General features: G+C 68.3%; 12 protein-coding genes. 5 read left to right on the top strand and 7 right to left on the bottom strand.

All coding sequences use genetic code 11. The features are described 5' to 3' along the window. Nucleotides 1-14: 14 nt before the first annotated feature. Together DQP58_RS07535 and DQP58_RS07540 are read left to right on the top strand one after the other, a co-directional pair. On the top strand, nt 15-1,769 hold the full coding sequence (locus tag DQP58_RS07535; RefSeq protein ID WP_112707828.1) for a sensor domain-containing diguanylate cyclase: 1,755 nt from the start codon (nt 15-17) through the stop codon (nt 1,767-1,769). 93 nt (nt 1,770-1,862) lie between these two features. Continuing rightward, on the top strand, nt 1,863-2,630 hold the full coding sequence (locus DQP58_RS07540; RefSeq protein ID WP_112707829.1) for an SDR family oxidoreductase: 768 nt from the start codon (nt 1,863-1,865) through the stop codon (nt 2,628-2,630). 9 nt (nt 2,631-2,639) lie between these two features. Here the strand turns inward: DQP58_RS07540 and DQP58_RS07545 are convergent, their stop codons facing one another. The 3 genes from DQP58_RS07545 to DQP58_RS07555 all read right to left on the bottom strand — a co-directional run bounded on the left by DQP58_RS07545 (nt 2,640) and on the right by DQP58_RS07555 (nt 5,774). After that, nucleotides 2,640-3,611, bottom strand: a complete 972-nt coding sequence (locus DQP58_RS07545; protein WP_112707830.1) for an aldo/keto reductase — start codon at nt 3,609-3,611, stop codon at nt 2,640-2,642. 13 nt (nt 3,612-3,624) lie between these two features. After that, entirely contained in the window at nt 3,625-4,635 is a 1,011-nt protein-coding gene (locus DQP58_RS07550; RefSeq protein ID WP_112707831.1) for a sensor domain-containing protein, read from the bottom strand. A 71-nt stretch (nt 4,636-4,706) separates the two neighbouring features. Further along, nucleotides 4,707-5,774 carry a hypothetical protein gene (locus DQP58_RS07555; protein ID WP_112707832.1) on the bottom strand — a complete coding sequence of 356 codons (1,068 nt, stop codon included), beginning with the start codon at nt 5,772-5,774 and terminating at the stop codon, nt 4,707-4,709. Between the two features lie 144 nt (nt 5,775-5,918). Here DQP58_RS07555 and DQP58_RS07560 point away from each other — a divergent pair, with 144 nt between their 5' ends. Further along, nucleotides 5,919-6,479, top strand: coding sequence for a hemerythrin domain-containing protein (locus DQP58_RS07560; protein ID WP_112707833.1), 561 nt, complete (start codon nt 5,919-5,921; stop codon nt 6,477-6,479). 70 nt (nt 6,480-6,549) lie between these two features. After that, nucleotides 6,550-7,218 (top strand): UdgX family uracil-DNA binding protein, encoded by a 669-nt coding sequence (locus DQP58_RS07565; RefSeq protein WP_112707834.1) that lies wholly within the window; start codon nt 6,550-6,552, stop codon nt 7,216-7,218. 21 nt (nt 7,219-7,239) lie between these two features. Here DQP58_RS07565 and DQP58_RS07570 read toward each other — a convergent pair whose 3' ends face one another. The 3 genes from DQP58_RS07570 to DQP58_RS07580 all read right to left on the bottom strand — a co-directional run bounded on the left by DQP58_RS07570 (nt 7,240) and on the right by DQP58_RS07580 (nt 11,124). Beyond that, on the bottom strand, nt 7,240-9,033 hold the full coding sequence (locus DQP58_RS07570; RefSeq protein WP_112707835.1) for a thiamine pyrophosphate-requiring protein: 1,794 nt from the start codon (nt 9,031-9,033) through the stop codon (nt 7,240-7,242). A gap of 509 nt (nt 9,034-9,542) precedes the next feature. Further along, nucleotides 9,543-10,595 carry a DNA topoisomerase IB gene (locus tag DQP58_RS07575; RefSeq protein WP_112707836.1) on the bottom strand — a complete coding sequence of 351 codons (1,053 nt, stop codon included), beginning with the start codon at nt 10,593-10,595 and terminating at the stop codon, nt 9,543-9,545. Nucleotides 10,596-10,725: 130 nt separating this feature from the next. Continuing rightward, entirely contained in the window at nt 10,726-11,124 is a 399-nt protein-coding gene (locus DQP58_RS07580; RefSeq protein WP_112707837.1) for a heme-binding protein, read from the bottom strand. Nucleotides 11,125-11,574: 450 nt separating this feature from the next. Here DQP58_RS07580 and DQP58_RS07585 point away from each other — a divergent pair, with 450 nt between their 5' ends. Next, complete coding sequence (locus DQP58_RS07585; protein ID WP_112707838.1) at nt 11,575-11,862, top strand: DUF3349 domain-containing protein; 288 nt, start codon at nt 11,575-11,577, stop codon at nt 11,860-11,862. 6 nt (nt 11,863-11,868) lie between these two features. Here DQP58_RS07585 and DQP58_RS07590 read toward each other — a convergent pair whose 3' ends face one another. Beyond that, the gene (locus tag DQP58_RS07590) at nt 11,869-12,633 is read right to left on the bottom strand and encodes an endonuclease/exonuclease/phosphatase family protein (protein ID WP_112707839.1); all 765 of its coding nucleotides are present in this window, start codon (nt 12,631-12,633) and stop codon (nt 11,869-11,871) included. Nucleotides 12,634-12,639: the final 6 nt, after the last annotated feature.

Raw genomic sequence — 12,639 nt, forward strand, 5'->3', positions numbered from 1 at the left:
CGAAGGGACAGCCGATGGACAGGGTCGCCCTCGGCGCGCGTGCGGAATCGGCCTTGCACCGGTCGGCCCGGACGGCCCCGCTGGCGGTACTCGTCATTGCCGCCGTGACGTGGCTCGGCTGGTCGACCGGGGTTGACGGGCTGACGCGGATCTATCCGAGCTGGCCGCCGATGACGCCGTGGACCGCGTTGTGGCTCGCGGCGTTGGGCGCCGCGATCCTGGCACAGTCCGGTCACCCGTCGCCCAATCGCATCTGGGTCGGGCGCGCCCTGGCGCTCATGGTGGCCGTGTTGGCCGTCGTAATCCTGCTCGAGTACACCCCCATCGGGTCGCTCGGTGTCGACCAGGTTCTGTTCGGGGACGCGGTGCGCGGGCGGCAAACCTCGTGGCCGGGGCGTCCCAGCCCACAGACGGCGGCGCCGGTCCTGCTGCTCGCCGCCGCCGTCGCGGTGATCCGAGTGGACCGCGGCACCCGTGCGGTCTGGCCGGTGTGCCTGGTGGGCAGTGGGGCCATCCCGCTCGTCACCGTCGGCGCCTACTTGTTCGATGCGCTTGCGCTCGTCGGTGTTTCGCCCTCGACCGGCCAGGCGCTCTCGACGGCATCGGCGCTGCTGGTGCTCATCGCAGCGACATCGCTGGCGCGACCCGATCGCTTTCCGGTCGCCTGGCTGCTCGCCCGCCCCGATCGGCGGTCTTTGGTGCGGCTGGCGGGAATCCTCGCCGGTTTTCCGGTGGTGGTGGCGCTTTCGAGGCCGGCGTTCTTAGCGTTCGGTCTGGGCGAGCACGCTGAGTGGACGTTTTCGATTTTGTTCAGCACCCTCATCGTTGGCGTGGTCACCTTCTACTTCAGTCAGCGCGAACAGAAGCTCCTGATCGCCAAGGAGCTCGCCAGCAAGGAGCGCGCGGAGGCCGAGGCGCGCTACCGCATCCTCGCCGACAACGCGGTCGACATCATCGTGCACTTTCGCGGGGGTGAGATCGCATGGGTCTCGCCGTCGGTGCAGGCCGCGCTGGGCGGCCCGCTGCAGCGCTGGACCGGCTCGGCGTTCGCCGATCACATCCATCCCGAGGACCGCGACAAACTCATTGCCGCCGTGCGCCGGATCTCCGACGGCGAACGGGTCCTGCAACGGTTCCGGGTGTGTTCGGTCGACGGCGACTACCACTGGGTCGACGGCCACGGAAAGCCCTACACCGACGCCGAGGGCAGAACCGACGGGCTGATCGCGGCGCTACGCGTCGTCGACGATCAGGTCGAGGCCGAGCAGCGGCTCGAACGGCTGGCGCGGTTCGACACCCTCACCGGGCTGGTGAACCGGGCCGAGGCCCTCAGCCGGCTCGAGTCCGCGCTGGCGCAGCCGCAACCCGCCGGAACGCATGTCGGCGTCCTGTTCTGCGACGTCGACCACTTCAAGGCGATCAACGACACCTGGGGACACGGCATGGGGGACTTCGTGCTGGCAACACTGGCGGCGCGGATCCGGGCGAGCGTTCGCCGCGGCGACACGGTCGGGCGGACCGGAGGCGACGAAATACTGGTGTTGTTGCCCGGCGTTCGCAGCACCGACGAGCTCACCCAGATCGCGGAAAAGATTCGCAGCCGGGTCGCCGAACCGATCCACCTGTCCGGCAACATGATTCGTGCGACGTTGAGCATCGGTGCCACGCTCGCCCGCTCCGCCGAGTCCGTCGACACCGTGACCGCGCGAGCCGACGAGGCCATGTACCGCGCCAAATCGGGCGACCGGAACACCGTCGTTCCGAACTAAGCGGCCCTGTGATCGCCACGCGGCGCCCGCCATCCGGTAGGTTTCTCGCGACAGCGTCTTGCGTTACAAGAGAGGACGAATATGTCAAGGACAGTGGTGGTCGGCGCCTCCAGCGGGCTGGGGCGTTGCATAGGTGTCGGTCTCGCGCAGCGCGGTGATCAGGTCGCGCTGCTTGCCCGCCGTCGGGAGCGTATCGAGGCCGCAGCCAAGGACGCCGGTCCGAACGCCGTCGCCATCGAATGCGATGTCACCGACCAGGCGTCGTGCCGCTCGTCCATCGACCGCGCCGCCGACGCCCTCGGCGGCATCGACAACGTGGTCTACACGCCGGCCGTCGGGCCGCTGGTCCGGATGGTCGACACCGATGCCGACACCTGGCGGCGGATCTTCGACACCAACGTCATCGGGGCGTCGCTGGTGACGGCCGCGGCGGTGCCACACCTGACCGCGTCGGCCGGCAAGGCGGTCTACCTGTCCTCCGACGCGGGCACCTTCGGGCCGCCGTGGCCGGGCCTGGGCGCGTACGGCGTCAGCAAGGCGGCCCTCGAACGCCTGGTGGAGGCGTGGCGGGCCGAGCACTCCGACATCGGCTTCACCAACCTGATCGTCGGGGAGTGCGCGGGCGGCGAGGGCGACGGTCAGACCGGCATGAACGAAGGCTGGGACATGGACCTCGCGATGAAGGCGGTCCCGCTGTGGTCCTCGCGCGGCTGCATGCCCGGCAAGTTGATGCCCGTCGAAGACCTGATCGACGTGGTGCACACGATCCTGCGGACCAACTCCTCGACGTCGATGCCGCTGGTGGTGGCCCGCGGCGCGCCGGCCAGCCCGGCGGCGTTCGCCGAGGCCAATCAGTCGTAAGCCGGCACCTCAGCGGCGGCCGAGCTTCTCCTTGGCCAGGTCGGTCACGAAGCGCGCCGCCGAGGTGGGCCGGAAGGCCAGGGCCGCCTCGGTGAGCGCGTCACGGGATGCGGTGGGCAGCTCGATGTCGGCCGCCGCGACGTTGAACTCCAGCTGCTCGACGGACGAGGCGCCCGGAATGGCAACCACGCCCGGATAGCTGATCAGCCAGGCCAGGGCCACCTGCGCCGGCTTGGCGTCGACGTCCCTGGCGACGTCGCGCAACAGCTGCAGCAGCGGCTCGATGCGGCGCAGGTTTTCGGTGCCGAACCGGGAGTTCACCGCGCGCACGCCGCCCGGACGGTTGTCCACGCCATACTTGCCGCCCAGCAGTCCCTGTTCCAGCGGGCTGTAGGCGATCACGATCCGGTTCTCCCGCTCGGCGAACGGCACCAGATTCTTCAGCGCCTTCGGGTAGGCGAGCGAGAAGTGCACCTGGTTGCTGATCACCGGCCGGCCAAGCGCGGCGTCGGCCTTCCGCCAGCGCTGCAGCGAATAGTTCGAGACGCCGGCGGCGCCGATCTTGCCGCGCTCCAGCAGGTCACGCATGCCCGGCATGATTACCGAGTCGGGAAACACCGGGTTGGGTTGGTGGATCTGATAGAGCGGGATGCGGTCCAGCCCCAGCCGCTGCGCGCTGGCGCGGGCGCGTTGCTTGACCACCGCGGGGAAAGGCGCGACCGGCATGATCTTGCTGGCCACCGCCACCTCGGCGCGCTCGTCGCCGAGCGCCTCCCCCAGGATCCGCTCGCTTTTGCCCAGGCCGTACACCTCGGCCGTGTCGAACAGCGTCACCCCCAGGGCTCGGGCGCGGCGCACGATGTCACCCGCGGCGCCGGCGGCGTAGCTGTCGCCGTAACCCCACTCGCGTGATCCGAACTGCCAGGTGCCCAGGCCGATCCGGCTGACCCGGCCGACCCCGTCGACGTCGACAAACTTCATGCGGACAGCCTACTTAGCCGGGGATCTTGCCGAGGATGTAGTTGGCGATGCTGACCGCTGCCGCGCGGGGTGGCGCGCTGTCCGTGGTGCCGCTGGCGGACACGTTCAGGTCGATGACGACGTTCGCCTTGGCCGCGATCGCCCGTGCCGAGCGCACCTGGATGCCCTTGGGCGTCAGGTCCAGGGTGGTGATGCCGTTGCCGGCGTCGGCGGGGGCGCTCACCGACATCGGGATCGGCTGTCCGCCGGGAGCGGAGACGGTGACGGTCGAGCCGCCGCACTTGTGCCATCCCGACTGCAGGGTGGCCAGCTGCGCCTGCGCCGCGCCCGGATCACGGAACGCCGCGACTCCCTGGATGACCTGCATGGACTTCAGCATGCTGCGGGTGTCGGTGAATTCGCCGGCGTGATATCCGGCCAGTGCCCCGGGGGTGTACGCGTCGGGGCTGCCGGCGGCGATGCTTTCCCAGCACTCCGGGCGGTCGATGCTGCCGTCATCCGGCGAGCGGCCGGGGCTGTTCCAGGTCGGACCGACGTCGAGGTTCGCGTCGCCGGTGATGTTGCGCAGCGCATCGAGCCCGGGCAGCAGGGTGGCGATGGTCTCCGGCGGGACGGTGGGCGGCGGTGGCCCGGCCGCCGTGCTGGAACCGGGGGATGCCCGGTGCGACGAGGTCGAGCCGGCCAGCGTGGCCCAGCCGGCCAGGGCGACGACCGCCAACAGGATGAAGATGTACGACAGCGTCACGCCCACCAGCGCACGGTCGCGGCCGAGCTCGCCAGTGCGACGGATCTGCGCCAGCCCGAGGTGCCCCAGGATCGCCCCCGCGGGCGCGAACAGGAACGCGAAAACCAGCGACAGCGTGGCCAGGGTGTTGACGGGCGGCCGGTAGGGCGCGGGCGCGGGCGGCGGTGGGTACGGCGGCGGTGGGGACACCGGAGGCGGTTCGACATCGGGGGGTGGGACGCGGCCCAGCGGGTCGTAACTCAGCGGGTTCTGCCAATACGGGTCCTGCGGGTTGGTCACGCAGCGCCTCCTTCGCCGGGAGAACCTGCCCGAAATGTAGCCGACAAGGACGTGGGGCTAAACCACGGCCGTCACAGGCGCGGTTTGGCGATGCCGACCACGTAGGGCGCCTCGACGAACGTCAGGTAGACCCGATGCGGCCCGACGGCCATGCCCGACAGGCGCGCCGGCCGCGCGTCGGGAGGCAGCCCCGACCGGTAATCGATGGTGCGCAGCACGGGAATCCGCCCGTCGGGAAAGCCGGTGAAGCTTGCGGTCTCGAGCGTCACCAGTTCGTGGTCGGTGGCGGCGTAGATCCTGGTGTCGTCGGTGCCGAGCGCGCGGATCGGCGCCGGCAATCGCGTGCTGGCCAGCACCTCCATGCCCCGTCCGCCGCGGCGCGAGTCGACGGCGCGCAAGGTGTCGTCGTCGTGCCCGGCGACGTAGCTGCGGGTGACCGCGGTGCCGTCACCCGCCGAGACCGCGACGTCGATAGTCAGGGAGCCGTGCTGCGCCGGCGGTGATGTCGTGCCCTTGAAATGCCGGATGCCCGACGCTCCATACAGGTGGTAGTCGAGTTCGCGTCCGCGGTTGGCGCCGTCGATGGTGTCGGCGCTGGTGTCGGTGATCGCCGTGGGGAGCTTGCGGTAGCCGTACTGGTCCACCGGTGTCACCGCCATCCCATCGGCCGACAGCGCCAGCAGCATGCGCAAGCCCGCGTCTTCGGCCAGGTAGGCCGGCGCCGGTCCCGCGTCGAAATCGTCGACCTGGCGCAAACTTTCCAGGTCGACGGCGGCGACCTTGCCGCGGTCGGGCTGCGGCACGAACACCAGCCGCTGGTCCTTCTGGCTGATCTGCATGTTGCGCCCGGATGCCATGGGCGCGGAGAAGCGCGTCTTGGCATCGCTGCCGTGATCGTCGGCGGTGACCTCGGCCAACCGGTGATCGCCGGTGAGCGCGAGCAGGGCGCCCGTGCCGTAAGACCACACCGGTTCGTGCAACGGCACAGCCACCCGCCAGACGTCGACCGCGGGCGCGCTCTCCAGCGACGCCCCGGGTCGCGAACAGGCCGTGATCAGCGAGGCCGCTGCCAGCGCGCCGACGACCGCGCAGCGCAGCAACGGCCGGATGCGCTGGCCCGTGCGAAGTTCGGCGCCCATCGGCCACCCGCTCCTTTCGACCGTTTGCCCAGGACATACCCCACGCGGGCGCCGCCACACCCCGTTTGGCGGTCGGATTGGTCGGGTAGCCGATTCGGGAGCGAGCACAGCCCGCGCGCCGCACCAAAGGTGGGAAGGGACACTGTGGCACCGAACGCCATCCAATCGCCCACCGACGTGGTCGACTTTCTTGTCAGTCAGCATCAGCAGATCAAGGCGATGTTCGCCGAAACCCTGGCGGCGTCCGGAAAGGCCCGCGAGAAGGCCTTCGTCGAGCTGCGGCGCCTTCTCGCCGTGCACGAAACCGCCGAGGAAGAGATCGTTCATCCGCGCGCCAAGCGCAAGATCTCCGGCGGCGCCACCGTCGTCGACAAGAGGCTGCGCGAAGAGCACGCGGCCAAGACCGTCCTGCAGAAGTTGGAAAAGCTCGACGTCGACAGCGAGGAGTTCACCCGCCAATTGACGAAGCTGCGCGACGCGGTGATCGAACACGCCGAGATTGAGGAGCACGACGAATTCTCTAAGCTGGGTGAGGAACTCAGCGGCGACGAGCTGGAACGGATGGGCCGCGCCGCCAAGCTCGCCGAAGCGATCGCCCCCACCCGCCCGCACGCCGGTGTGGAATCCCAGGCGGCCAACCTGGCCGCGGGACCGTTTGCCGCGATGCTCGACCGCGCCCGCGACGCCATCATCGGCAAGGGCTGAGGCAGCCACCCTGGCGTGGTACCCCCGCTCGGTGGGGGAGCGGGGGTACCACGCCGCTGAGAAAGAGATCATGGCCGCAACGCCGAAAGCCCCCGGTGCCGACCGCTACCTCCCGCAGGAGCGCGGCCTGGATTCCTTGCGGACGGCGGCCGAATCATGCCACGGCTGTTCGCTTTTCGAAGACGCCACCCAGACGGTGTTCGGTAACGGACACCCTGGCGCGCCGATCATGCTGGTGGGCGAGCAGCCCGGCGATCAGGAGGACCGCGCCGGTGTGCCGTTCGTCGGCCCGGCCGGGCGCCTGCTCGCCCGCGCCCTCGAGGACGCCGGCATCGCGCCGGACTTGGTATATGAGACCAACGCGGTCAAGCACTTCAAGTTCACCCGCAAGGGCGGCAAGCGGCGCATCCACCAGAAGCCGGGCCGCACCGAGGTCGTCGCCTGCCGGCCCTGGCTCATCGCGGAGATCGAAGCGGTGCGGCCGCAGGTCATCGTGTGCCTGGGCGCCACCGCCGCACAGTCGTTGCTGGGTAACACTTTTCGGGTTTCCACCCAGCGCGGCCAGCAGTTGCAGTTACCGTCATCGGTCGACGTGCACGTGGAGCCCGAACCGACCGTGGTCGCGACGGTACATCCCTCGGCGGTGTTGCGCGACCGCAGCGACCGGCACGACGAGGTCTACAAGTCGTTCGTCGACGACCTGCGCAGTGCGGGTTCAGGCGTCACCAAGCACGGCTGAGGCCCGAATCCGCACTGCGAGTCAACTCTTCTTGTGCGGCAAGAACTCCTGCGCCTTGGTCTTGAGGCCGACCTTGACGAAGCCCACCCGGTCCTCGTCACCGGAGAGCACCGCCGCGGTCGCCGACTTGAACTGCTCCCACGTCGCGTGCGGCGGGATCGGTGGCATATCGGGGTCGGTGTGCACGTCCAGCACCGTGGGACGGTCCGCCGACAGCGCGTTGCGCCAGGCGTCCGACAGCTCCTCCGGATCCTTGATCGCCATCGCGTTCAGGCCCAGGCTGGCGGCAAAGGCGGCGAAGTCGATGTCCGGAAGATTCTGGGACTCAGCGAATTTCGGCGCGCCGGCCATGGCGCGCATTTCCCAGGTGACCTGATTGAGGTCGTTGTTGTGCAGGATCGCGATGATCAGGCGCGGGTCCTTCCATTCGTTCCAGTACCGCTTGATCGTGATCAGCTCGGCCATGCCGTTCATCTGCATGGCGCCGTCACCGCTGAACACGATGACGGGCCGGTCCGGGTGGCCGAACTTCGCGCCGATGCCGTACGGAACCCCGGGGCCCATCGTGGCCAGCGTGCCCGACAGCGAGCCCCGCATGTTACCGCGGAACCGTAGGTTGCGCGCGTACCAGTTGGCGGATGAGCCGGAATCGGCTGCGACGATGGCGTTTTCGGGCAGCTGGGGCGACAGCTCGGAGAACAATCGCAGCGGGTTGACCGGGTTCGCGCTGACCATCGCCTCCTTGTCCATGGTCTCCCACCAGCGGGCCACGGTCTTCTCGATGCCCTCGCGCCAGGACCGGTCCTCCTTGCGGCGCAGGTGCGGGATCAGCGCCCGCAGCGCGGTCTTCGCGTCGGCGACGAGGTTGACCTCGTAGGGGTAGCGCATGCCGATCATCCGGCCGTCGACGTCGATCTGCACCGCGCGGGCCTGACCGAATTCGGGCAGGAACTGGGTGTACGGGAAGCTGGACCCGACCGTCAGCAGCGTGTCGCAGTCGCGCATCATCTCGTAGCTCGGCCGCGTCCCGAGCAGCCCGATCGAGCCGGTGACCCAGGGCAATTCGTCCGACAGGACGTCCTTGCCCAGCAGGGCCTTGGCCGCTCCTGCGCCAAGCAGGTCGGCGACCTCGGCCAGCTCTTCGTGGGCTCCGCGCGCGCCGGTGCCCACCAGGATGGCGACCTTCTTGCCGGCGTTGAGGACGTCGGCCGCCCGCGCGATGGCGGTGTCGTCGGGGGCGATCTTTGGGTATTCGATGCCGAGGCTGGAGGGCACCATTTTGAACGCGTGCTCGGGCGGCGAGTACGGCAGTTCCTGGACGTCGCTGGGGATGATCAACGCCGTCGGGGCCCGCTGGGTCATCGCTATCCGGATGGCGCGGTCGAGCACGTTGGGCAATTGTTCTGGCACGGTGACCATTTGGACGTAGTCACTGGCCACGTCCTTGAAGAGGTTCAGCAGGTCGACCTCCTGCTGGTAATTGCCGCCCATCGCGCTGCGGTTGGTCTGGCCGACGATGGCCACCACCGGGACGTGGTCGAGCTTGGCGTCGTAGAGGCCGTTGAGCAGATGGATCGCGCCGGGGCCGGATGTGGCCGCGCAGACCCCGACCCGGCCAGTGAATTTCGCGTAGCCCACCGCCTCGAAGGCGCTCATCTCCTCGTGGCGCGACTGGATGAATTTGGGTTTGTTGTCCGCGCGGCCCCACGCGGCCAGCAGCCCATTGATGCCGTCGCCGGGATACCCGAATACATGTTCAACGCCCCACGCCCGCAAGCGCTCTAGCAAATAGTCGGAAACCTCTTTTTTGGACATGTTTTCCCTCCTCGGCAGACGGTTCTACTGTGCTGGCGGATGGGCGTGTGTGGCTATTGTTTGAACCACCTGCATGGCACCGCCGACGATGCGCGCGCCAATCGAGCGCGGCTCCCGCTGACGGGCGTGACGTACGCAGGCTGCCACCGCATGGGCGGCTTCGGCACTTCCCACCCGAGCCGTATTACCCGGATTGGGCGGTGTTATTCGCCGAAACGACGCCGGCTGGCCGACTCTCAGCCAGTTTTCAGCTGGCGAGTGTGCAGCGGCGTCCGGCGCCGGGACCGGAACGGTCGGTGTGGGGATCAAAAGCCTTGTGGCACAACATTTCCCAGTTAGCCCCGGCCCGCTTCACGCACCGCGGCCGGATTCAGCGAGTTAGGGGTCGTCGACCGCCGTCACCCCGCATTGCTGCAGACGGTGGTCGGTGGCCATCCGGTTGGGGCGGTGATCACAGGACCGGTTTGCCCGCACGCACCGAGAGTGTCGGCCGAGGCTGCGGTATTTGCTCAGGCGCTCTTCGGCAGCGACGATCCCGACGTGCTGTTGGTCTTGGCGAGTCGCCGGATCAGCATGCGGGTCGCCTTGTCCAGTATTTCCTGCGCCACATCCGGCTTGCGGACGCGCTCGGCACGGCGCACCGCCGCGGCGATGGTCAGTCCTTGTTCGTAGCCCGTGACGACACGGGGGTCGACGTAGGAACCGCGCGCCACGGCGGGGGTGTTGCCCAGCTCCTGGGCCACCTCTTTCATCACCGCGGATTCCACGCGCTTGGCGACCCGTTGTGAGACCGCCGGGTCGGCATCGGCGAACGCCGTGGCCGCGAGCACCGTCCCATGCCATGTTCGCAGGTCTTTGACGGTGTACTCGTCGCCCACCAGCTCCTTGAAGCGGGCGTTCAGGTCATCGGCTCGCACGTCGAGCCACCCGGAAGCGTTGCGGCACACCAACAGTCGCTCGGTGCGGTTGGGCCGGCGCATCAGTGCGCGCACCGCACGGACCACTTCGGGGTCCTCGATTTCCACGGTGCGCCGCACCCCGCTCTTGGCTGGAAAATCGAACTCGACGGCGTCGCGCCGGACCACCACGTGCTCGCACAGCAGCGTGGACAGGCCGTAGGACTCGTGCTCCTCGGCGTATTGCTCACCGCCGGCGCGAAAGTAGCCGCGATCCAGCAGTCGTAGCGCGAGTGCCAAGACCCGCTTGCGGGTCAGTCCCTGTCGCGTCAGATCTTTGGCTATCTCGGCGCGCCACATCGGCAACCGGGTGGACAGTTCCAGCACCCGGTCGAACTTTTCCTCGGCACGCTCCTGCTGCCAGGCGGTGTGGTACAGGTACTGGCGGCGACCAGCCGCGTCGACGCCGACAGCCTGGATGTGGCCGTTGGCGTACGGCGAAATCCACACCTTCTTCCACGCCGGCGGAATAACCAGATCCTTGATGCGCTGCAAGGTTTCCGGGTCGGAGACCGGCTTGCCATCCGGGTGGTAATAGGCAAAGCCTTTGCCGCGACGCTTGCGCGCGATTCCCGGCTTGCTCAGCACGCTACGGCGCAACCGCATTGTCGTCCTCCAGTTCTGGTCGCTGACTGCACAATTACCCGCCGGAGAAGTCGTTCACACGGCCAAGAAGCGCGGCCGGAATGGAAAACGACCCGCCACAGCGTCGTGGCGGGTCGTCTCGGGACTCCGGTCAGCCGGCCATGAATTCCTGGTAAGCCGACTCGAGGTACGGCGGCAGGGCGGTGACATTGCACTGCCGTTCGGTGTCGCCGATCGGTGCCAGGATGCCGCGCAGGTCGTTGTATTCCTGCGGGTGGCCGGTGAAATAGCTGCGCAGGCTCGACTCGGCCTGGGGCCGGGGCTGCCCGTAGGCAGCCGTCACCACCTGGTTGGCGCCCGGGTGCGCCGCCAGATACTGCTCGGCCGAGCCCTGCACCGCTGACACGGTGTTGTTCACCCCGCCTGGGCTGCAGTCGGGCGCTGCTGCCGCCGACGGTGCGCCGACGATGCCCATGGCCATTCCCCCGAACAGGCAGCCGGCACTAATTCCGGCCACTTTCCGGCGCGCGACGATGCTGCTGATTTTCATGATTGTGATGTCCTTCGAAAGCGAAATGATTTTCTCTGAAGAGAGGCTCCCGATCCTCGAAATCCAAAGTAGCGGAATCGAACAGTGCGGGCTTCGCCCACAACGAACGCCGACGGCCGTCGTGGCCTCTCTAGGGGTGATTTGCTAAGCGAACGATCAAACGATCCAAGGATTTCTAAGAAACGGGGTCGGTTCTTAAGGAATTGTCATCGAGATCGTGATGCAATCGTTATCTGAAGCTGGCGCCGGCGCGGACGCTGCCGAGGAGCGCCAGAAGAAGAACCAGTAGGCCACCCGTAAGGGGCCTGGTCCGATCGTCGGACCGGTTCCTTTGCGCGCGCTTAAGCTATGCCGGCGATCGCCATTCGACTGGTTTCAAGCCGTCCCGCCGGGCTATTCCCCGGCTTGAGCCGGTTTTGGCGGGTGGCGTGCGGACGAGTGGGGTGGCGGATGAGCCTGGGACAGCGGGTATCGAGCATGATCGCGTTTCTGAGTGCGGGCCGCCCCAGGGGCGCGCCCGACTTCGGCTACGCGCCGCTGTTGGCGTTGCTGCCACGGCGCGTGACCGACGACGAAGTCACCGCGATCGCCCGCAAGCTGCTCACGCCCCGGCGACTCGGGATCGACAATGCGGATATCGGGGTGGCCATCATCGGGGTCACCGACGCGTTGCCCAACACGGCCGACGTCGAGCGTGTGCTGGTGGCGCTGAGATCGGCCGGTGCGCAAGAAGACTGAACGGGTTCAGTCCCGGTGTAGGTCCACCACCAGCGGGCGGTGGTCGGAAATGGTCATCAGGTCCGCCTCGACGGCGCCGCCGCGCAGCCGGGGATCGTCGGTCAGGATGTGGTCGAGCTGACGGTTGGGACTGTCCGCGGGAAACGTCTGCGCCGCGGCCAGCGCCCGCATGCCGGACCAGCGGCGCACCGTTCTGGGGGTCATGTTCAAATCGCCGGTCAACAGCCGCGGGCCGGGGAAGCCGCGCAGGTCGCAGATCACCCTGCGCAGCTGGCGCCGATTCCACCCCGGAACGAAGGACAGGTGCGTGTTGGCCACCGTCAGCCCGCCCATCGGGGTGCGCAATTGCGCGATGACCGCCGCCCGCGGCTCCTCGTCGACGACCATCACCCGGTTGGGACCGGGCAAGTACATGGGGAACCGCATGGGAATCCGCGGCAACCGCAGCACCTGCCAACTGGCCACCGGGTAGCGGGACAGCAGGGCGATCCCGTAGGCCGCGGTACCCGGCTGTTCGCGGCCGGTGGCGGCCATCCAGGTCGCCCCCGGTGTGCCGGAAATGGCCGCCACAAAACGGTGTTCGACCGCTCCCATGGCCTCGGCCGCCGCGGCGGTCAGGTCGGCGCGCTCGGACCGCGGCTGATCACAGTCGACCTCTTGCAGGCTCAGCACGTCGGGATCGAGGCGGCGCACGCAGTCGCGCAGCCGGTCAACCACCACGCCATTGCCGACGGTGCGACCGTGCAGGATGTTGAATGTCGCCACCCGCATAGGCTT

It is taken from the genome of Mycobacterium colombiense, from assembly GCF_003284975.1.
GTDB classification, from domain to species: Bacteria; Actinomycetota; Actinomycetes; order Mycobacteriales; family Mycobacteriaceae; genus Mycobacterium; species Mycobacterium europaeum_A.